This window comes from Bradyrhizobium sp. USDA 3397, from assembly GCF_054060965.1.
In genome coordinates this window covers 1479710-1500784 of sequence record NZ_JBSSDS010000001.1, presented here as the reverse complement: position 1 = coordinate 1500784, position 21075 = coordinate 1479710, and the positions used below count along the sequence as shown (strand labels likewise).

General features: G+C 64.9%; 19 protein-coding genes. 15 read left to right on the top strand and 4 right to left on the bottom strand.

All coding sequences use genetic code 11. The features are described 5' to 3' along the window. Positions 1 to 28 precede the first annotated feature (28 nt). From rpoZ to ACVWYQ_RS06990, 8 genes are all read left to right on the top strand, one after another. Complete coding sequence (gene rpoZ, locus ACVWYQ_RS07025; RefSeq protein ID WP_007603391.1) at positions 29 to 421, top strand: DNA-directed RNA polymerase subunit omega; 393 nt, start codon at positions 29 to 31, stop codon at positions 419 to 421. Positions 422 to 626: 205 nt separating this feature from the next. After that, entirely contained in the window at positions 627 to 2915 is a 2289-nt protein-coding gene (locus tag ACVWYQ_RS07020; protein WP_271538102.1) for a RelA/SpoT family protein, read from the top strand. A 45-nt stretch (positions 2916 to 2960) separates the two neighbouring features. Further along, the gene (locus tag ACVWYQ_RS07015; protein ID WP_157287360.1) at positions 2961 to 3713 is read left to right on the top strand and encodes a pyridoxine 5'-phosphate synthase; all 753 of its coding nucleotides are present in this window, start codon (positions 2961 to 2963) and stop codon (positions 3711 to 3713) included. Continuing rightward, positions 3710 to 4129: a holo-ACP synthase gene (gene acpS, locus ACVWYQ_RS07010; protein WP_025036721.1), complete on the top strand. Its 420-nt coding sequence runs from the start codon at positions 3710 to 3712 to the stop codon at positions 4127 to 4129. The genes ACVWYQ_RS07015 and acpS overlap by 4 nt, the downstream gene beginning before the upstream one ends. A gap of 249 nt (positions 4130 to 4378) precedes the next feature. Beyond that, on the top strand, positions 4379 to 5143 hold the full coding sequence (lepB, locus tag ACVWYQ_RS07005; RefSeq protein WP_036015031.1) for a signal peptidase I: 765 nt from the start codon (positions 4379 to 4381) through the stop codon (positions 5141 to 5143). Next, positions 5140 to 5961, top strand: a complete 822-nt coding sequence (gene rnc, locus ACVWYQ_RS07000; protein ID WP_271538101.1) for a ribonuclease III — start codon at positions 5140 to 5142, stop codon at positions 5959 to 5961. Before lepB ends, rnc begins: the two co-directional genes overlap by 4 nt. Then, entirely contained in the window at positions 5951 to 6877 is a 927-nt protein-coding gene (era, locus tag ACVWYQ_RS06995) for a GTPase Era (protein WP_157287362.1), read from the top strand. Before rnc ends, era begins: the two co-directional genes overlap by 11 nt. Positions 6878 to 6898: 21 nt before the next feature. Continuing rightward, positions 6899 to 7279: a hypothetical protein gene (locus tag ACVWYQ_RS06990; protein WP_275510117.1), complete on the top strand. Its 381-nt coding sequence runs from the start codon at positions 6899 to 6901 to the stop codon at positions 7277 to 7279. A gap of 4 nt (positions 7280 to 7283) precedes the next feature. Here the strand turns inward: ACVWYQ_RS06990 and ACVWYQ_RS06985 are convergent, their stop codons facing one another. Next, the gene (locus ACVWYQ_RS06985) at positions 7284 to 7589 is read right to left on the bottom strand and encodes a hypothetical protein (protein WP_275510116.1); all 306 of its coding nucleotides are present in this window, start codon (positions 7587 to 7589) and stop codon (positions 7284 to 7286) included. A 57-nt stretch (positions 7590 to 7646) separates the two neighbouring features. Here ACVWYQ_RS06985 and recO point away from each other — a divergent pair, with 57 nt between their 5' ends. The 5 genes from recO to ACVWYQ_RS06960 all read left to right on the top strand — a co-directional run bounded on the left by recO (position 7647) and on the right by ACVWYQ_RS06960 (position 14595). After that, the gene (recO, locus tag ACVWYQ_RS06980) at positions 7647 to 8399 is read left to right on the top strand and encodes a DNA repair protein RecO (protein ID WP_271538098.1); all 753 of its coding nucleotides are present in this window, start codon (positions 7647 to 7649) and stop codon (positions 8397 to 8399) included. Between the two features lie 100 nt (positions 8400 to 8499). Then, positions 8500 to 8784, top strand: coding sequence for a hypothetical protein (locus tag ACVWYQ_RS06975; protein ID WP_404540719.1), 285 nt, complete (start codon positions 8500 to 8502; stop codon positions 8782 to 8784). Between the two features lie 64 nt (positions 8785 to 8848). Beyond that, positions 8849 to 11107, top strand: a complete 2259-nt coding sequence (gene parC, locus ACVWYQ_RS06970; protein WP_404540721.1) for a DNA topoisomerase IV subunit A — start codon at positions 8849 to 8851, stop codon at positions 11105 to 11107. Between the two features lie 391 nt (positions 11108 to 11498). Beyond that, complete coding sequence (locus ACVWYQ_RS06965; RefSeq protein WP_404540723.1) at positions 11499 to 13049, top strand: ABC transporter substrate-binding protein; 1551 nt, start codon at positions 11499 to 11501, stop codon at positions 13047 to 13049. 4 nt (positions 13050 to 13053) lie between these two features. After that, positions 13054 to 14595, top strand: coding sequence for a GMC family oxidoreductase (locus ACVWYQ_RS06960; RefSeq protein WP_404540725.1), 1542 nt, complete (start codon positions 13054 to 13056; stop codon positions 14593 to 14595). 634 nt (positions 14596 to 15229) lie between these two features. On the opposite strand, the gene ACVWYQ_RS06955 is transcribed toward ACVWYQ_RS06960, so the two are convergent. The 3 genes from ACVWYQ_RS06955 to ACVWYQ_RS06945 form a co-directional block, all read right to left on the bottom strand. Next, positions 15230 to 15493, bottom strand: coding sequence for a hypothetical protein (locus ACVWYQ_RS06955; RefSeq protein ID WP_404540727.1), 264 nt, complete (start codon positions 15491 to 15493; stop codon positions 15230 to 15232). Positions 15494 to 15581: 88 nt separating this feature from the next. Further along, a complete protein-coding gene (gene chrA, locus ACVWYQ_RS06950) occupies positions 15582 to 16964 on the bottom strand; it encodes a chromate efflux transporter (RefSeq protein ID WP_404540729.1) in 1383 nt (460 codons plus the stop codon). Further along, positions 16964 to 17782 carry a chromate resistance protein ChrB domain-containing protein gene (locus ACVWYQ_RS06945; protein WP_404540730.1) on the bottom strand — a complete coding sequence of 273 codons (819 nt, stop codon included), beginning with the start codon at positions 17780 to 17782 and terminating at the stop codon, positions 16964 to 16966. The genes chrA and ACVWYQ_RS06945 overlap by 1 nt, the downstream gene beginning before the upstream one ends. A 194-nt stretch (positions 17783 to 17976) precedes the next feature. On the opposite strand from ACVWYQ_RS06945, the gene dmeF reads away from it, so the two are divergent. Next, positions 17977 to 18939, top strand: a complete 963-nt coding sequence (gene dmeF, locus ACVWYQ_RS06940; RefSeq protein ID WP_404540732.1) for a CDF family Co(II)/Ni(II) efflux transporter DmeF — start codon at positions 17977 to 17979, stop codon at positions 18937 to 18939. A 288-nt stretch (positions 18940 to 19227) separates the two neighbouring features. After that, the gene (locus tag ACVWYQ_RS06935; protein WP_456725539.1) at positions 19228 to 21060 is read left to right on the top strand and encodes an adenylate/guanylate cyclase domain-containing protein; all 1833 of its coding nucleotides are present in this window, start codon (positions 19228 to 19230) and stop codon (positions 21058 to 21060) included. The last annotated feature ends 15 nt before the right edge of the window (positions 21061 to 21075 follow it).

Sequence of the window (21075 nt, the reverse complement as noted above, 5' to 3'; positions counted from 1 at the left end):
CGTCCCACCCACAACGGAGCGACAGTCCATGGCTCGCGTCACCGTAGAAGATTGTATCGACAAGGTCGACAACCGGTTTGACTTGGTCCTGCTGGCCGCCCACCGTGCCCGCATGATTTCATCCGGTTCACAACTAACGGTTGACCGCGATAACGACAAGAACCCTGTTGTGTCTTTGCGTGAAATTGCCGAGACGACGATCTCGCCGGAGGACCTCCGCGAGGAGCTGGTCCACTCGCTGCAGAAGTTCGTCGAGGTGGACGAGCCCGAGCCGGATACGGTGCCGCTGATCGGTTCCGCGGGGGCAAGCGTCGATGCCGACGACACCGAGGTCGCCGTGGAGCGCATGACCGAAGAGGAGCTGCTGAAGGGCCTGGAAGGCCTCGCGCCTCCCGAGGAGCAGCCCGAGGAAGACGAGTAATTCCTCCATCGCGATCATCTTCTTCTTGTGATCATATCAAAGGCCCGAACGATCGTTCGGGCCTTTGCTTTTGTTGACCTTTTCGTGGTTACCATAGCGCTGCGGTCGGCGCTTGGCCCTGTCACTGAATTGATCGGACACGAGCGCGATCGGAGTTAGGATGTATGCAACGGGCCGGTTCAAGCCCGTTTGAAGGCAGGACGGCATGGTATATCGGCGCCGCAGATCCACGCAGATGCAGGCCGCAACCGAATCGGTTGCCGTGGCCCCGACTGCGCCGGTCGCGCGCCCCGCCAGGCCTCGCGCCCGGATGATGCGTCAATATGACCTCGTCGAGCGCGTCAGGTCCTACAACCCCAACACCAACGAAGACCTGCTGAACCGTGCCTACGTCTACGCCATGAAGGCCCACGGCTCGCAGACCCGCGCCTCGGGCGATCCGTATTTCTCGCACCCGCTCGAGGTGGCGGCGATTCTCACCGACCTCAAGCTCGACGACGCCACCATCGTGGCGGCGCTGCTGCACGACACGATCGAGGACACCGAGGCGACGCGGGCCGAGATCGACCAGATCTTCGGACCTGAAATCGGCGCGCTGGTCGAGGGGCTGACCAAGCTGAAGCGGCTCGAGCTGGTCTCGCGCGAGGCCAAGCAGGCCGAGAACCTGCGCAAATTGTTGCTGGCCATTGCCGACGATGTCCGCGTGCTTCTGGTCAAGCTCGCCGACCGCCTGCATAACATGCGCACGCTGGATTTCGTGCCGACGGAATCGCGCCGGCGCATCGCCGAGGAGACGCTCGACATCTACGCGCCGCTGGCCGGGCGCATGGGCATGCAGGAAATGCGCGAGGAGCTGGAGGATCTGTCCTTCCGCACCCTCGATCCCGAAGCCTATTCGGTGGTGATGCAGCGGCTCGACGCGCTGGCTGAGCGCAACCGCAACCTGATCGGCGAGATCGAGGACCAGCTCTCCAACAATCTGCGCCACCGGGGCTTGGGGGCGCGGGTCTATGGCCGCCGCAAGAAGCCGTTCTCGATCTGGACCAAGATGGAGCGCAAGTCGGTCGGCTTCGAGCAATTGTCCGACATCTTCGGCTTCCGCCTCGTCGTCAGCGACGTCGAGGCCTGCTATCGCGCGCTCGGGATCGTCCACACCACCTGGCCGGTCGTGCCCGGACGCTTCAAGGACTATATCTCGACGCCGAAGCAGAACGACTACCGCTCGATCCACACCACGGTGATCGGCCCCGGCAACCAGCGCGTCGAGCTGCAGATCCGGACCGAGGCGATGGACCAGATCGCCGAGCGCGGCATCGCCGCGCACGTCTTCTACAAGGAGGGCGTGGGTTCGCCGACCGAATTCCTCAAGCGCGAGTCCAACGCGTTCGCCTGGCTGCGCCACACCATCGGCATCCTCTCGGAAAGCGCGAACCCGGAGGAATTCCTCGAGCACACCAAGCTCGAGCTGTTCCACGACCAGGTGTTCTGCTTCACCCCGAAGGGCAAGCTGATCGCGCTACCGCGCCATGCCAACGTGATCGACTTCGCCTATGCGGTGCATACCGACGTCGGCAACAGCGCGGTGGGCTGCAAGATCAACGGCAAGTTCGCGCCGCTGTCCTCGGAGCTTCAGAACGGCGACGAGGTCGAGGTGCTGACCTCGGAGGCGCAGTCCGCGCCGCCGTCGGCCTGGGAAACGCTCGCCGTCACCGGCAAGGCGCGCGCCGCGATCCGCCGCGCCACGCGCACCGCGGTACGCGATCAATATGTCGGGCTCGGCCGGCGCATCGTCGAGCGCCTGTTCGAGCGCGCCAAGATTGAATACGCCGACGACAAGCTCAAGGGCGCGCTGCCGCGGCTCGCGCGCACCTCGATCGAGGACGTCATGGCGGCGGTCGGGCGCGGCGAGATCAAGGCCTCCCACGTCGCGCGCGCGATGTACCCCGACTATAAGGAGGAACGCATCGCGCGCTACGGCGTCAAGAAGGGGCTTGCGGCCAAGCTCAAGGAGAAGGGGGTCTCCGAGCCAGCGCGCAGCCCGGTCGCGATCCCGATCCGCGGCATCAATTCCGACCTTCCGGTGAAGTTCGCGCCGAACGGAGGCGCCGTCCCCGGCGATCGCATTGTCGGCATCGTCACGCCGGGCGAGGGCATCACGATCTATCCGATCCAGGCGCCGGCCCTGAAGGATTTCGAGGAGGAGCCGGAGCGCTGGCTCGACGTCCGCTGGGACATCGAGGATTCCGCGCCGCAGCGCTTCCCGGCCCGCATCAAGGTCGAGAACGTCAATGAGCCCGGCGCGCTGGCGCAGATCGCGACCGTGATCGCCGAGCACGACGGCAACATCGACAATATCAGCATGCAGCGCCGCTCGCCCGATTTCACGGAGACGACGATCGATCTCGAAGTCTACGACTTGAAGCACCTCAGCGCGATCCTGGCCCAGCTGCGCGCGAAGGCGGTCGTCGCCAAAGTCGAACGTGTTAATGGATAGGCGCATCTCGCATGCGCCGCTCCCTCTGATTTCGCGAGTTCTGAAATGCCCGCACCTCCGCTCCGCCTCGGCGTCAATATCGATCACGTCGCAACCGTGCGTAACGCGCGCGGCGGCCGCCATCCCGATCCGGTGCGCGCCGCGCTGCTCGCGATCGAGGCCGGCGCCGACGGCATCACCGCACATTTGCGCGAAGACCGCCGGCACATCCGCGACGAGGACATGGCGCGCCTGAAGGCGGAGATCTCCAAGCCGCTCAATTTCGAGATGGCCGCGACGGACGACATGATGCGGATCTCGCTCGCCACCAAGCCGCACGCGGTGTGCCTGGTGCCGGAGCGGCGCCAGGAGGTGACGACCGAAGGCGGGTTGGACGTGGTCGGCCAGCACAACGCGCTCGCGCCCTATATCGCGCGGCTGAGCGAAGCCGGCATCCGCGTCTCGCTGTTCATTGCGGCCGATCCCGCCCAGATCGAGATGGCGGCACGGCTGCGCGCCCCCGTGATCGAGATCCACACCGGTGCCTGGTGCGATGCCGTCGTCGACGGCCACACCGACAAGGCCGAGGCCGAATGGCAGCGGATCGTGGCCGGGGTGAAGCTGGCGAAGGACGCCGAACTTGAGGTTCACGCCGGCCACGGGTTGGACTATGCGACGGCGGAGAAGATCGCGAGCTTGCCCGAAATCATGGAGCTGAACATCGGCTATTACATGATCGGCGAGGCGCTGTTCGTGGGGCTGGCCGAGACCGTGCGCAGCATGCGCGCGGCGATGGATCGTGGCCGGAGCCGGGCATGATCATCGGCATCGGCTCCGACCTGATCGACATCACCCGCGTCGCCAAGGTGATCGAGCGCCACGGCGAGCGTTTTCTCGACCGCATCTTCACCGCGGCCGAGCGGGCCAAGGCGGAACGGCGCGCCAAGAACGAGAAGATGGTGGTGGCGACCTACGCCAAGCGCTTCGCCGCCAAGGAGGCCTGCTCCAAGGCACTCGGCACCGGCATCAGGCGCGGCGTCTGGTGGCGCGACATGGGGGTGGTCAACCTGCCGGGCGGGCGGCCGACCATGCAGCTGACCGGCGGCGCGCTGGCGCGGCTCCAGGCCCTGACGCCGGAGGGGTTCGAGGCGCGGATCGACCTTTCGATCACCGACGACTGGCCGCTGGCGCAGGCCTTTGTCGTGATTTCCGCCGTCCCGCTGCCGAAACCTTGATCGCGGCTCGGGCGTTTTGTGTTTTTCTTTGTAAATCAATATCTTAATCAGTTTTGATGCGATCCTTGATTGCGTGGCCTCCGACAACCGTCTAAAAGTCCGCGAACGCAAATCAGCCTGGGCGAATTCGGCTTTACGCCGGAATTGGCCCTCACTATCAGAATCAGGACAATCTCCTTGCGCCGCGAACCGGTGGGCCGTTCGCGGGAGGAGGGCGCTCTATGATCGCCGGCCGGAATTGAGAGAGCAATGAGCGTGACTTCGGGAACGAAAACTGAGAGCGGCGTCGGCGAAACGATCCGGGTCGTCATTCATGCTCTCCTGATCGCGCTCGTGATCCGCACCTTCCTGTTTCAGCCCTTCAACATCCCGTCCGGCTCGATGAAGGCGACGCTGCTGGTCGGCGACTATCTGTTCGTCTCGAAATATTCCTACGGCTACAGCCATTATTCGATTCCGTTCTCGCCGCCGCTGTTCTCCGGGCGGATCTGGGGCTCGGACCCCGCTCGTGGCGACATCGTCGTGTTTCGCCTGCCGAAGGACGATTCCACCGACTACATCAAGCGCGTGATCGGGCTTCCTGGCGACCGTGTCCAGATGCGGGACGGGCTGCTCTACATCAACGATACGCCCGTCGAGCGGCAGCGCATGAGCGAATATGTCGGCGAGGACCCTTGCGGCTCGGAAGGCGGCGGCATCTCCCGGGTGAAGCGCTGGAAGGAGACGCTGCCGAACGGCGTGTCCTATGAGACGCTGGATTGCGCCGACAACGGCTACATGGACAACACCAACGTCTACACCGTCCCGGCCGGCCACTTCTTCATGATGGGTGACAACCGCGACAACTCCACCGATAGCCGCTTTCTCGGCCAGGTCGGCTACGTCCCGCAGGAGCACTTGATCGGCCGCGCCCAGATGATCTTCTTCTCCATCGCTGAAGGCGAGCACGCCTGGATGCTCTGGCGCTGGCCGTGGGCGGTGCGCTGGAATCGGTTCTTCAAAATCGTCCGATGAAAGACGAAGCCAAGGACATCGCGATCCAACCGACCGAGGCGCAAGCCGCTCCCGAGGGCGAAGCTGCGGCGAAGGCGCCTGCCAAGAAGAAACGGCCGCGGAGCAGCAAGGCCAAGGGCACGAATGCCAACGCGGCGCTCGAGGCGCGGATCGGCCACAGCTTCGCCGATCCAAATATGCTGATGCAGGCGATCACGCATGTCTCGGCCCTGAAGTCCGGGCGCAAGCGAGGCGACAGCTATCAGCGGCTGGAATTCCTCGGCGACCACGTGCTCGGGCTCGTCGTCTCCGACATGCTGTATCACGCCTTCCCGAACGCAGATGAGGGCGAGCTGTCCAAGCGGCTTGCCGAGCTCGTGCGCAAGGAGAGCTGCGCGGACGTCGCCAAGTCGCTCGGTCTCGTCGACGACATCAAGCTGGGCTCGGTCGGCTCCAGTGCCGATGCCCGCCTGCGCAAATCCATCCTCGGCGACATCTGCGAGGCCGTGATCGGCGCCATCTACCTCGACGGCGGCCATGCGGCGGCAGCCGAATTCGTCAAGCGCAACTGGACCGAGCGGATGCACAAGCCGCGCCGGCCCTTGCGCGATCCCAAGACCGTGCTGCAGGAATGGGCGCAAGGCAAGGGACTGCCGACGCCTGTCTATCGCGAGGTCGAGCGCACCGGCCCGCATCACGATCCGCAGTTCCGTGTCGCCGTCGATCTGCCGGGCCTGGCCCCGGCCGAGGGTATCGGCGGCAGCAAGCGCGCGGCAGAGAAAGTGGCAGCGTCAGTGATGATCGAACGCGAAGGCGTCGGCGGCAGCAATGACGGTTGAAGCAAGCGGCGGGGCACCCGGCGCGACGCGCTGCGGCTTCGTCGCGCTGATCGGCGCCCCGAATGTCGGCAAGTCGACGCTGGTCAACGCGCTGGTCGGCGCCAAGGTCACGATCGTCTCGCGCAAGGTGCAGACCACGCGCGCGCTGATCCGCGGCATCGTCATCGAGAACAACGCGCAAATTATCCTTGTCGACACGCCCGGCATCTTCTCGCCCAAGCGCCGGCTCGACCGCGCCATGGTCTCGACCGCCTGGAGCGGGGCGCATGATGCCGATCTGGTCTGCGTGCTGCTCGATGCGAAGACCGGGATCGACGAGGAGGCGGAGGCGATCCTCGCCAAGGCCGCCAGCGTCAATCACGACAAGATCCTCGTCATCAACAAGGTCGATCTGGTCCAGCGCGAGAAGCTGTTGGCGCTGGCGCAGGCCGCCAACGAGCGCATGACGTTCGCAAGGACCTTCATGATTTCGGCGATCTCGGGCGATGGCGTCGACGACATCCGCAAGACGCTCGCGGACATGGTGCCGCCGGGTCCGTTCCTCTACCCCGAGGACCAGATGTCGGACGCGCCGATGCGGCAGCTGGCGGCCGAGATCACCCGCGAGAAGATCTATCAGAAGCTGCACCAGGAATTGCCGTACCAGTCCACGGTCGAGACCGACAAGTGGGAGGAGCGCAAGGATCATTCGGTGCGGATCGAGCAGACGATCTACGTCGAGCGCGAAAGCCAGCGCAAGATCGTGCTCGGCAAGGGCGGCGCCACCATCAAGTCGATCGGCGCCGACTCGCGGAAAGAGCTGATGCAGATCCTGGACATGCCGGTGCACCTGTTCCTTTTCGTCAAGGTACGCGAGAACTGGGGCGACGATCCCGATCGCTATCGCGAGATGGGCCTGGACTTCCCAAAAGAATAGCCAAGAATAGATCGGCATTCGATGAGCCTACCTACCAACGTCCAGCGCTTCGAAGCGCTGCTCTATGCATCGTTGATGCTGGACGCCTTGTCCGTTGCGGTGCAGGACCGCACGCCCAATGCCGAGCTGACCGAGCAGGTGATCATGACGAGGACGTTAACGGGAGGGGTCATGATCCTGCTCTTCGTCTATCTCGTCTGGCTGGCTGCGCATGGGCGCAAGAACTGGCCGCGCTTGTTGTTGACGGTCGCGCAGGCACTGTCGGTGATCGGGCTTGCCCGGATCATAGCCCAAAACGGCTTGGAGCTCGACAGCGCCATTGAGATCGTCTCCTGCGTGCTGACGACGCTGGGCCTGTGTTTCTCCTTCACCGGCGATGCGAAGGGCTGGTTCAACGCCTGAGGCGTTACGACCGGTAGGCGTGGAAGATGACGACCGCGCTCACGACGATGGCCCAGACGACGAAGCCCACGATCACGCCGAGCGCTGGGGACAGTGTCATCCGGCCTTCGACCGGGCGCCTGATCTGCAAGAGGCCTGTCCAGCCGATCCGGCTCAAGCTTTCCGGGAATTCGACAGTGATCCTGCCGAAGGTGGTTACGAATAGCAGCGCCAGTGCAGTGAAATAGAAAACGGTCGGCAAGGCCGCCCAGACGACCCAGAACACCAATTCGAGAACGAGCGCGATCAAGTCGAAAATGATGCTGGCCATCGTAATCCGGGCGTGTCCGAACTTCTGCATAAAGGCATATCCCGCTATACTTAGCACATGGAATGGACCGACGAAGGCATCGTGCTGGGTGTCCGGCGGCATGGCGAATCAAGCGCCATCGTCGAGCTGTTGACGCGCGCGCATGGCCGGCATCTCGGCCTCGTCCGCGGTGGCGCCGGCTCGCGGATGCGGCCGCTGCTGCAGCCGGGGAACAGCGTCAGTGCGGTGTGGCGGGCGCGGCTCGACGAGCATCTGGGCACCTATGCGATCGAGGGATTGAAGCTGCGCGCGGCAACGCTGCTGGCATCGTCCCACGGCGTCTATGGCGTCACCCATCTCGCCTCGATCGCGCGGCTGCTGCCGGAGCGCGATCCGCATGAGGACATCTTTGCGCTGCTCGAACATTCGCTCGACGATTTCGACGACATCGGCAGCGCGGCCGTGCACCTGATCCATTTCGAGCTGGCGATGCTCGCCGAGCTGGGCTTCGGCCTGGCGCTGGACAATTGCGCGGTGACCGGCGAGACCACGAACCTGATCTATGTCTCGCCAAAATCCGGCGGCGCGGTATCGCGCGGAGCGGGCGAGCCGTGGCGCGACCGGCTGTTGCGCCTGCCGCCATTCCTGCGCAAGGGCGAAACGGCGGGCGATCTCACCGAGCAAGATCTCCAGGACGGTTTTCGGCTCACCGGCCTGTTCCTGCTCCGCCACGTGCTGGAGCCGCGCGGCCAAGGCCATTCCGATGCGCGGGCCGGCTTCATCAACGCCCTGATGCGGCAGCAGGCGAGAGCGGCGATCCCGGCGCCATGACGGAATAGCTGGCCAGCCTTGCCCAGCAGCATGCAGTTCCCTGGAACGAAATCGGCCTGAGCGGATTGGCCGTCAGGTTCCACATCGGGGGACAGCCCAAATGTTGATCAAGGGATTCGCCTTGTCCGCGACGCTGCTTGCGTTCGCGCCCGACGCCATGGCCGGTGAGCCGCAGCCCGGGGCGTTTCGCCGGGCCTCGTGCACGGTGGTGCGGTACTATGTGGCGAAATATTCCGCTGCCACTGCAGAGACATGGGCGCGGTCACGGGGCGCGACCGACGCCGAGATCGAGACCGCCCGCCGTTGCCTGACCAATGCGCCGGCGCCTGCGCAAACACCTGGTCCGGCCCCAACCCAGACCGTCACAGCCGGCTGGGCAGGCTAGCAGGCCGCCCACAGGGAACCATTCGATCCTTGCCCGATTCGCTTCCACGGTTTAACCGGGCGGCATGGGAAAACGAATCGTTCCGCCGGAAGAACCGGCTGAAATCCACGAGGTGCCGCTGCGTGAGGCGCTGGAAGAGCGCTATCTCGCTTATGCCCTCTCGACCATCATGCACCGTGCGCTGCCGGACGCGCGCGACGGCCTGAAGCCGGTGCACCGGCGCATCCTCTACGGCATGCGCCTGCTCAGGCTTGACCCCGGCACGGCCTTCAAGAAATCGGCCAAGATCGTCGGCGACGTGATGGGCTCGTTCCATCCGCACGGCGACCAGGCGATCTACGACGCCATGGTGCGCCTCGCGCAGGATTTCTCCTCGCGCTATCCGCTGGTCGACGGCCAGGGTAATTTTGGCAATATCGACGGCGATAACCCCGCCGCCTATCGTTACACCGAAGCGCGCATGACCGACGTCGCGCGGCTTCTGCTCGAGGGCATCGACGAGGACGGCGTCGAATTCCGCGCCAATTACGACGGCCAGTCGAAAGAGCCCATCGTGCTGCCCGGCGGCTTCCCGAACCTGCTCGCCAATGGTGCGCAGGGCATCGCGGTCGGCATGGCGACCTCGATCCCGCCGCACAACGCCGCCGAGCTGTGCGATGCCGCGCTGCACCTGATCGAGAAGCCCGACGCGAAGTCGAAGGCACTCTTGAAGTGGGTCAAGGGCCCGGACTTCCCGACCGGCGGCATCATCGTCGATTCCAAGCAGGCGATCGCGGAGGCCTACACCACCGGCCGCGGCTCGTTCCGCGTTCGGGCGCGGTGGACGCAGGAGGAGGGTTCGCGCGGCACCTGGGTGGTCGTCGTCACCGAGATTCCGTTCCTGGTGCAGAAGTCGCGCCTCATCGAAAAGGTCGCCGAGCTGCTCGACCAGAAGAAGCTGCCGCTGGTCGGCGACATCAGGGACGAGTCGGCCGAAGACGTCCGCATCGTGATCGAGCCGAAGTCGAAGAACGTCGATCCAGCGCTGATGATGGAATCACTGTTCCGCCTCACCGAGCTCGAGAACAAGATTCCGCTGAACCTCAACGTCCTGATCAAGGGGCGCATCCCCAAGGTCGTGGGGCTCGCGGAGTGCTTGCGCGAATGGCTCGACCATCTGCGCGACGTGCTGATCCGCCGCAGCAACTATCGCAAGGCGCAGATCGAGCACCGGCTGGAAGTGCTCGGCGGCTTCCTGATCGCCTATCTGAACATCGACAAGGTGATCAGGATCATCCGCACCGAGGACGAGCCGAAGCCCGAGCTGATGAAGGCGTTCAGGCTCACCGAAGTACAGGCGGAAGCCATCCTCAACATGCGCCTGCGCTCCTTGCGCAAGCTCGAGGAGATGGAGATCCGCACCGAGGACAAGAACCTCCGCGCCGAGCTCAAGGGCATCAATGCGGTGCTCGCCTCCGAAGCCGAGCAGTGGAAGAAGGTCGGCGAGCAGGTCGGCAAGGTCCGCGACATGTTCGGACCGAAAACGCCGCTCGGCAAGCGTCGCACCACCTTTGCGGATGCGCCGGAGCACGACCTCGCCGCGATCGAGGAGGCCTTCGTCGAGCGCGAGCCGGTGACGGTGGTCGTCTCCGACAAGGGCTGGATCCGCACCATGAAGGGGCATGTCGAGGATCTCTCGGGCCTCGCCTTCAAGCAGGACGACAAGCTCGGCTTCGCGTTCTTCGCCGAGACGACCTCGAAGCTGCTGCTGTTCGCCACCAACGGCAAGTTCTACTCGCTCGACGTTGCCAAGCTGCCTGGCGGCCGGGGTCACGGCGAGCCGATCCGCCTGTTCATCGATTTGGAGCAGGAGGCCGCGCCCGTCGCGCTGTTCGTCAACAAGGGCGGACGCAAGTTCCTGGTCGCCAGCCACGAAGGCCAGGGCTTTGTCGTCAACGAGGACGATTGCGTCGGCACCACGAAGAAGGGCAAGCAGGTCCTCAACGTCGACATGCCGAACGAGGCGCGCGCGATCACCGAGGTGACGGGCGACACCGTCGCGGTCATCGGCGAGAACCGCAAGATGCTGGTCTTCCCGCTCGACCAGGTGCCGGAAATGGCGCGCGGCCGCGGCGTGCGCCTGCAGAAATATAAGGATGGCGGCCTGTCCGACGTTACGGTATTCGACGCCAAGGCGGGCCTGACCTGGAAGGACTCCGCAGGACGCGAATTCTCCGCGACCATGAAGGAGCTGGCGGAGTGGCAGGGCACGCGCGCCGACGCCGGCCGCCTGCCACCGAAGGGCTTCCCGAAGTCGAACAAGTTCGGCCGGGTGATCGGGTAGGGCACTCTGGTGTCCCGGATGCGCTGCAACGCATCTTGCGTTGCTGCGCAGAGCCGGGACCCACGCTGCACGGATTGCTCGGCGACATGGGCCCCGGCTCAGCAGCGCACCGTCGAAGTGACGCTGCGCTGCGTCCGGGGCACGAGAGTGTTGTGCACTCTGCTTCCCCACCATCATTGCGAGCGCAGCGAAGCAATCCAGAATCCCACCGCGGAGACACTCTGGATTGCTTCGCTGCGCTCGCAATGACGAGGTGCGATAGCGCCGCTCACCAACTTAAAAGTGTGAATCCTGCAAACGCGTGGCAGCTAGCTATGAGCGCATACGTGCGGGCACGAACATTGCTTTTTCCTGACGACTGCAAACGGCTGGTCAAAGGCAAAAACACCCAATGCTCAAACTGAAGGCTTTTATTCCCGCGCTGTTCGGCCTTGCGCTGGTGGCGGCGCCCGCGCATGCGGCGGGCAATCTCGTCGCGGTGCTCGAGGCGGAGATCGTCACGCTCGATCCGCATTTCTCCACGGCCTATATTTCGCGCACGTTCGGCTACATGGTGTTCGACACGCTGTTTGCGAAGGATGCCAAGGGCGACATCAAGCCGCAAATGGTGCAGGACTGGAAGGTCTCGCCCGATGGCTTGACCTATACGTTCACGCTGCGCGACGGCCTGAAATGGCACGACGGCCAGCCCGTCACATCAGCCGATTGCGTGGCCTCGCTGCGCCGCTGGGGCACCCGCAGCGCGCTCGGCCGCCGCATTTTTGCGATCACGGCGTCGCTCGAGCCGGTCGATGCGAAAACCTTCGTGCTGACGCTGAAGGAGCCGTCCGGGCTCGTCATCGACGCGCTCGGCAATCCCGTCAGCCCGGTCGCTTTCATGATGCCCGAGCGCATCGCGAAGACGCCCGGCGACCAGCGCATCACCGAGATCGTCGGCTCCGGCCCGTTCGTCTACAGCAAGGCCGACCACCGCACCGGCGACCGCATGATCCTGAAGAAGTTCGGCGACTATGTGCCGCGCCCCGAGCCCGCGGACTTCCTGGCCGGCGGCAAGCGCGTCAATGTCGACACGCTCGAGATCCGCGTCATTCCCGATGGTGCGACCGCAGCCTCTGCGCTGCAGGCCGGCGAAGTCGATTTCATGCAGTACGCGCCGTTCGATCTGTTGCCGCAGCTGGAGAAGAACTCGCGCGTCAAGCTCGTCAACTTCACCGGCGGCAACATGTTCGCCGGCGCCTACCGTCTCAACGCCGCATCGAAGCCGTTCGATGATCCGGAAATCCGCCGCGTGCTGTGGAAGCTAGTCGACCAGCGCGAAGTGCTGGATGCGCTCGGGCTCGACGCCAAATACGCCACCCCTTGCGCGACCTACTTCACCTGCGGCACCACATACGAGAGCAAGGCCGGCACGGAAGCCGCCGCAAAGCCTTCGATCGAAGCGGCGAAGGCTGCACTGAAGGCGACCAAATATGCCGGCGAGCCCGTCATCGTGATGCAGGCCAACGATCTCGAAGCCCCGCGCGTTTCGGCGCAGGTGCTCGCCGAGCGGCTGAAGGCGGCCGGCTTCAATGTCGATCTGCAGGTGATGGACTGGGCGAGCGTGCTGGCGCGCCGCGCCAAGAAGGAGGGCTGGAGCGTCTATGGCGTTCACGCCGGCGGCTTTGACCTCGGCTCGCCGCTGACCAATGTCATGGTCGCCTTCAACTGTGCCGACTTCACCGGCTGGCAATGCGATGCGCGTATCACCCCGCTGATGGAAGCCTTCGCCAAGGCGCCGGCCGAGGCGGACCGGAAGAAGATCGCGGGCGAGATCCAGGCCGTCATGTACGATCAGGCGCCCGGAATCCCGTGGGGCCAGTTCGCGCAGCCGGCCGCCTATCGCGCGACTTTGCGCGGTCTGATACCGTCCGCCATCCCGGTGTTCTGGAACGTTGAGAAGTAGCGCGATGCACGATGTCATTGTTGTCGGCGGCGGCTCCGCCGGCGCCGCCGTGGCCGCAAGGCTCTCCGAAGATCCCGCACGGCGGGTCCTGCTGCTCGAAGCGGGGCTCGATTGGCGCGCCGACGAGGCGCCCTGGGAGGTTAGGACGCCGAATCCGATCCCGATCATCCACAAGCGCGAGTATCAGGAGAAATGGCAATGGCCCGATCTTCTGACGCGCCGCGTCGCGGGGCAGGAGCCGCGCTTCTACTGGCGCGGCAAGGGGCTCGGCGGCTCGTCGATGATGAACGGCCAGATCGCGATCCGCGGCGTTGCCGACGCGTTCGACGAATGGGCGGCCAATGGCTGCACCGGCTGGTCGGCGAAAGAGGTGATGCCGCTGTTCTCGGTGATCGAGGACGATCTGGAATTCGGCGATGTCGAGGGCCATGGCCGCGGCGGGCCGCTGCCGGTCTACCGCGCGCCTCCTGAAAAGTGGGGCCCGATCGATCGCGGCTTGCGCGATGCGGCGTTGGCGAGCGGCTATCCCTGGTGCGCCGACGTCAATGGTCCGGACGGCGAGGGCGTTGCGTGCTACCCCATCAACAGCCGCAACTTGCGCCGCATCACCACCAACGAGGGCTATCTCGAGCCCGCGCGCGGGCGCGCCAACCTGGAGATCCGCGGGCATGCGCTGGTCGATCGCGTGCTGATCAGCGACGGGCGGGCGACCGGCGTCCGCGTTCATGTCGAGGGGCAGGGCACCCACGAGATCAGCGCACGCCAGATCGTGCTGTGCGCCGGCGCCATCCACAGTCCGGCGATCCTGCTGCGCTCGGGCATCGGGCCGGCCGAGGAATTGAAGGCAATGGGGATCGCGGTCGCGCGCGATCTGCCGGTCGGCCGCCATTTCTTCGATCATCCGCTGTTTCGCGCCACGATCCAGCTCCGGGACGAGCTTCGTCCCACCGATCCCGATACGCGCCACACCAATTGCTGCGTGACCTATTCCTCCGGCCTCGCCAATGGCGGCAAGCGCGACATGATCCTGATCGCCTTCAATCATCGCGGCATCGGGAACCCCGGAGCGATCGGCGCGGGGCTGTTCAACGCCTATTCGCGCGGGACGCTCAAGCTGACCTCGACCGATCCTGCGATCGATCCGGTCGTCGAGGAGAACATGCTGGCCGATCCGCGCGACATGCTGCGCATGATCGATGCGGTGAAACGGCTCGCGGTCATCACGTCGCAGCCGGCGCTGTCAGGCATCGCCGACTGGATCAGGCTCGCTGACACGGATCTGACGCTGCCGCAGGCCGCCAGCCTGCCCGATCACGAGCTCGACGCGGTGCTGCGCCGCGAGACCGGCGACATCCAGCATGCCGCCGGCAGCTGCCGCATGAGCGGCGGGAACGACGATGGCGTGGTCAACCCCGACGGTACCGTGAAAGGGATCAGCGGCCTTCGCGTCGCCGACGCCTCGATCATGCCGTCCGATTGCCGCGCCAACACGCACTTCACGACGGTGGCGATCGGGGAAGCGATCGCGCGGATGATGATGCGGTAGCCGGCGGCCAGGATCGAAGCCCGCCATGTGATGAGTCGTGCGCGCTACGCGGAAGGGTACGTCGAGTGGCCGCGGGACTGGAATCAATTGAACGTTGCGCAACATCGTTCCTAGCGATGTTGAAAGCCTCCGACGAATATCATCAGGAACGTTTGCGCGCGGCTTCGATTGGCATGTCATCGTCAATCGGAGTTTGAACCATGCGAAAGACAATCTTCTCAGTAGCCATGTGTGCGTTGCTTGCTGGCGCGTCGATCGGGTTCGCCCATGCGCAGGCGGGCGGAGGTGCCGGAGGCGGGGCAGGCGCAGGTGGAGCGGGCGGCGCAGGTGCGGGCGCTAGCGCCGGGGCCGGAGGAACCAGCGGCGGAACGAGCGGCGCGGCGGGTGGAACAGGAGCGGGCGATGCAGGTACCGGCAGTTCGACGGGATCCAGCGTAGGCGCCGGCGGCAGTGGCGCGGGTTCCGGCCAGGGCGGTCCTCAGACCATCCGTCCGGGCGGCACAAACGATCCAACCCGACGCTAACAAACGTCGGCGCTTATACGTGAAGCTTATACATGAATAAGGGAAGGCTGCTGAGTTCGACTCAGCAGCTTTCCCGCGGCATCAGCGAGCCGGCCCAAGGTGGAACGGGTCTATGGACTGAACAAGCTGCGGAGAAACCGCTCCTTTTCGCCGGGCGCGTAACCTTGAGAAGCGCCGAAATAAGGTTCAGTGGCGCCAGGATAAGCTGAGGTTTCCGGCGGCGGCGCGTAGGCGAAGCCCGAAGCTGGACCGGACGGGACCATACCCTGACCGGAATGCACAATCGCGTGCCGCCGGTGTGAATGACGCGGCTGTGCGGCGTCGGCAGCGCCGACCAAGGTGATCAGAAAACTCAAAGCCAGAATGAAACGCATCGCTGTTTCTCCAAACCCCCTGCTTAGGTGGCGTTCGGCCGCGGCGTTCCAACTCATCCTGGACTCACGATTAGTCACGTCCCTGGCATCAGATCACCCCGGCCATCCGCAACGCCACGCCCGCCGCGCAGCTGCCCGCGAGCACCGTCAGCATGCCGAGCTTGAAGCGGAAGATCGCGGTGGCCGCCGCGATCGCCAGCACCAGGGCCGGCACGTCGACGCTTCTCAGCACCGGCATGTCGAAGTTCAGCGGAAACGCATGCACCGGCACCGTCTCGCGGAACAGGGTATGCAGCGTGAACCAGATCGAGAGGTTGAGGATCACGCCGACGACGGCGGCGGTGATCGCACTGAGCGCGCCGGCGAGGCCGGTGTTGCCGCGCAAGCGCTCGATATAGGGGGCGCCGACGAAGATCCAGAGGAAGCAGGGCGTGAAGGTGACCCAGGTCGCGAGCAGGCCGCCGTAGGTTGCCGCCAGCATCGGCGACAGTCCGCCGGGGTCGCGATAGGCCGCCATGAAGCCCACGAATTGCAGCACCATGATCAGCGGGCCCGGCGTGGTCTCGGCCATGCCGAGACCGTCGAGCATCTCATGCGGCTTGAGCCAATGATAATGCTCGACCGCCTGCTGGGCGACATAGGCCAGCACCGCATAGGCGCCGCCGAACGTGACCAGCGCCATCTTCGAGAAGAACAAGGCGATCTGGCTAAATACGTTGGCCTCGCCGAAGCCCATTAGCAGCGCGATCACCGGCACCAGCCAAAGCGCCAGCCACAATGCACCGACGCGGATCGCGCGCGCCGTGTTGGGGCGGACGTGATCGGGCACGGCCTCGCCCAGCATGCTGTCGATCGCGCCGCCGCCGCCATGGCCGTGGCCGGCCGGCGCGAATTCCGGACGGCCGCTTCGGGCGCCGGCATAGCCGATGAGGCCGGCAGCGATGATGATGATCGGGAAGGGGACCGCGAAGAAGAAGATCGCGACGAAGGCCGCGGCCGCGAGCGCGATCATGATGCGGTTCTTCAGCGCGCGCTTGCCGACGCGCACTACGGCCTCGACGACGATGGCGAGCACGGCCGCCTTGAGCCCGAAGAACAGCGCCTCGACGAAGCTGACATTGCCGAAGGCAGCATAGATGTAGCTGAGGCCCATGATGGCGATGATGCCGGGCAGGATGAACAGCCCGCCCGCCATCAGCCCGCCGGCGGTGCGATGCATCAGCCAGCCGACATAGGTCGCGAGCTGCTGCGCCTCGGGTCCCGGCAGCAGCATGCAATAGTTCAGCGCATGCAGGAAACGGCCCTCGGAGATCCACTTCTTCTCCTCGACCAGGATGCGGTGCATCACGGCGATCTGGCCCGCGGGCCCGCCAAAGCTCAAGCAGGCGACACGGAGCCAGACGCGGAAAGCTTCGCTGAAGCTGATGCCGTGACCGGCACCAGCTCCCGTTTGATCGGCGCGAACGTCCATTACGCCTTCACCTTGTTGGTCGGCCAGTTGTGGGTCTCGGTGGTGGCGTCGCGGCACCAGCGGTAGAAGGCATCATAGAGCAGCATGCCGGCCTCGAGCTGCTCGAGGTCGTCGTCATACATGCGCGACAGCCCGAGCGAGGCTGCGAGCAGGCCGGGCGCCTCCGGTGCGAGGTCGGGTCGCGCGGTGTCGGCGCCGCGCACCAGCGTCGCGAGGCGCAGCAGGGGCGGAGTCGCGATGCCGAACTCCTCGATCATCACGTCGAAGGTGCAGAGCTCGCCGCGGTGGCTCCAGAACACGTTCTCGATGTCGAAGGGCGCTGCGCCGAACCGCTCGCCGACGGCGACCACCTCGGACGGCGCGACATAGAGGAACACTGCGGCCGGATCGATGAAGCGGCGGATCAGCCACGGGCAGGCGATGCGGTCGACCTTCGGCCGCGCCCGCGTCACCCAGACGGTGCGCCCCTTGGCATCGCGCGGCGGCAGCTTGCGGGCGTCGACCAGCGGCAGCTTGGCCGCCTTCCAGCCCTCGAAGCCGCCCTCCAGCGTTTCGGCCTGCGCGCCGAGCTGGCGTAACCAGGCCGCGGTGCCTTGCGCGAGCTTCTCGCCGCGGAGGCAGGAGACCACGGCGCGGCGGCCGCCGAAGGCGCCGCCCCATTCCGCCACGTTGTCGTGGCCGAGCTTGATGGAGCCGGGAATCAGCCGCCGGTCGGCGACGAAATCCTGCTCGGTGCGCACATCGATCAGAACCGGCGCATTCGCCGTGCCGATCAGCCGTGCCATTTTGTCGGATGAGATGGTCGTGAATGTAGACATGATGCGTCCTCGAGAACCAAACGGGACGCGATGCTTGGGCCTGTCGCCTCGTGGGGAGATCGCTCAAATCCCCATGGCACAGATTACAGCGAAACTAAGAAGCACTGTCAATCCGCGGGACCATTGGTCCTTAGAAAATTGGTGCCTGCCGTCTATATTGGAGGCCAACAGAGCTGAATCTTCGGGAGAATTCGATGCATTCCCATTCCATCGAGCAATGGACCCATGACCACGCCTTCCTGGGCGAGAAGCACGACGACAACGAGCGCCGCACCTGGTTCGTGGTCGTGCTGACGCTGGTCATGATGGTCGGCGAGATCGTCGCCGGCTCGCTGTTCGGTTCGATGGCGCTGCTCGCCGACGGCTGGCACATGGGCACCCATGCGGCGGCGCTCGGCATTGCCGCCTTCGCCTATCGCTTCGCGCGGCGGCATCTGGGGAATGCGCATTTCACCTTCGGCACCGGCAAGTTCGGCGATCTTGCCGCCTTCGCCAGCGCGATCATCCTCGGCCTGATCGCGGTCGAGATCGCCTATGAGAGCGTGCTGCGGTTGATCAATCCGGTGCCGATCGTCTACGGCGAGGCCATGTCCGTGGCTGCTCTCGGACTGTGCGTCAATCTCGCCAGCGTGTGGCTGCTGCGCGACAGCCACGATCATCACCATCACGGTCATGGCCATGCGCACGACGACCACGCCGGGCATGACCACGAGCACGATCGTCACCACCATCACCACGACAACAACCTCCGCGCGGCCTATGTCCATGTCATGACCGATGCCGCAACGTCCGTGTTGGCGATCGCAGCGCTTGCCGTCGCGATGTATTCGGGCTGGATCTGGGCCGACCCGGCGGTGGGCCTGATCGGCAGCGCCGTGATCGCCAGCTGGGCATTCGGCCTGATCAAATCATCGGGTGCGGTGTTGCTGGACGTGCGCGCCGACGAGAAGCTGGAGCGGGTGATCCGCGCCCGCATGGAGGTCGGTGAGGATCGCGTCACCGACCTGCATCTCTGGCAGGTCGGCCCCGGCCATTGTGCCGTGCTGCTTTCGGTGGTGTCGGACAAGCCGAAGCAGCCGGCTGTCTACAAGCGGCGGCTCGCGGGGCTGAAGGGCCTCAGCCACGTCACGGTCGAGGTCGAGACCTGCCCGCATTAGCGGTGAGTGAACGTGACTTCGCGCATGACGAGAAGAAGTTTGCGTTTTCATTTTGAGTTGTCGCGATTGCGACCCACCCGGGCGTTTCGCAAATCGTGATCTGGTTCATAACCGAGCGGCCAGCTGCGCAGTATGGATTGACGTGCGCTCGATGAGGGCGTGCGTGCGCTGAGTTCGCAACTGCCGGGCAAGGTCCGGTCAACATCAAGGAAGTGAAGCAGTACCGGCCTTAAGGGCCATTCACCTGAGAGCCCGGTCAGCGGAGGCCGGGCTTCGGAGAGACGAGCAATGGGCCTCGTGCAGCAGGACACCGTGGTCCTCTTGGTCGACCTCGTCGAGTCCGTGCGTCTGATGCGGGAGCATGAGGCGTCCGCGGTGCGTCGATGGACCGACTTCGTCCAACTTGCCACCGGCCAAATTCTGCCGCGTTATCGCGGCGGCCTCGTGAAGAGCCTCGGAGACGGGCTCATGGCCCGCTTCGAATCCGTGCGCGATGCCGTCAATGCCGCCGCCGAAATGCACCGGAGTATCTCCGTTCAGAACACCGGGCGGCCTGAAGATGAACACTTCCAGCTTCGTGCGGGGATCAACTCCTCCACCGCCTGGAGTGACGGCACCGACATCTATGGCACCGGTATCAACCTCGCAGCCCGGCTCGCAACTCTTGCCGGTCCCGGTGAAACCATCGCCAGCGAGGCCGCGCATGAGCAACTGGCGACAGCTCTTGCCAGCCTGGCCAGTCCGGGGGAGACGATTGGCAGCGAGGCGGCGCGCGACGAGCTGACGCACGGAGTGGATGCGCTGTGCGAAGATTTGGGCGACTGTATCCTCAAGCACTTTGACAAGCCGGTTCGCGCCTACCGCGTTGGTCCGGCCAGTCCACACCCAAGCCTCGCAGCTCGGCGAGACTATGGAACTCCCATGGAGCCGACAATCGCCGTCATCCCCTTCGACGCGCGCAAGGACGCGGAGGAGCATCTCGACGTCGGTAACCTGATCGCGGACAGCGTGATCTGGTGCCTCTCCAGATCGGCGAACCTCAAGGTGATCTCGCGTCTGTCGACCAATATATTTCGCGGCAGGGTCAGCGATGTGGCGGAAGTATCGGCGCATCTCGGTGCCACCTACATTCTCAGCGGCAGCTATGTGGTCGATGCGGACCGGATTCTGGTGACGGCGGAGCTGTCCGCGGCGCGAACCAATCAAGTCGTCTGGACCGACCGCCTGAGCGGCAATATCGGCGATCTGCTGCAGCCGGAGAGCGAACTGGCTCACCGCATCGCCGCTGCAGTGCATCTGTCGGTCTTCGATGCCGAGGTCGAGCATATCCTGACCCAGCCGTTACCGACGCTAGAAAGCTACTCGCTGCTGCTTGGCAGCATCCGCCTGATGCACCGGTCGAGCAGAGAGGAGTTTCTCCAGACCCGGACGGTGCTGGAGGAACTGATCAATCGCCACGGCCGAATAGCTGCCCCGCGCGCCTGGCTCGCCAACTGGTACATCCTGCGCATGACGCGCGGCTGGTCCGAGGACCGCAAACGCGAGGCCGCCGAGGCCTTGAGCGCCACTCGCGCGGCGCTCGACCGTGACCCGTCCGACGCGCTTGCGCTTGCGACCGAAGGCTTCGTCTATTGTCACATGTTGAAGGACCTGGACGCTGCCCGAAAGCGGTGTGAGCAGGCCGTCGATGCCAACCCCAGCCACGCGTTGGGCTGGCTCTACCGCGGCACCGTCGACGCCTTCAAAGGCGACGGCGAGGCAGCCGTGGACGCAACGCGGCGCGCTCTGAAACTCTCCCCGCTCGATCCGCAGCGGTATTATTTCGAGTCCCTGGGCGCCACGGCGCTTCTATCGGCGCATCGATACGACGAGGCGGAAGAGCTCGCGCGCTCATCTCTCATTCTCAATCGCATGCATCCGTCCACGTGGCGGGTCCTCGCTATCGCACTCGTTTCGCAGGGACGGGTCGCGGAGGCCCGCGAAGCCTTGGGCAAGATGCGCGAGCTCGAGCCGCATTTGACCGTAGATCGATACATCGGGCGCCTCCCCAATGCGCATCTCGAAACAGGCAGGCACTGGGCTCGTTGCCTCGAAGTGGCAGGACTACCGACGACAGGCTAACTAACCTCATACCGA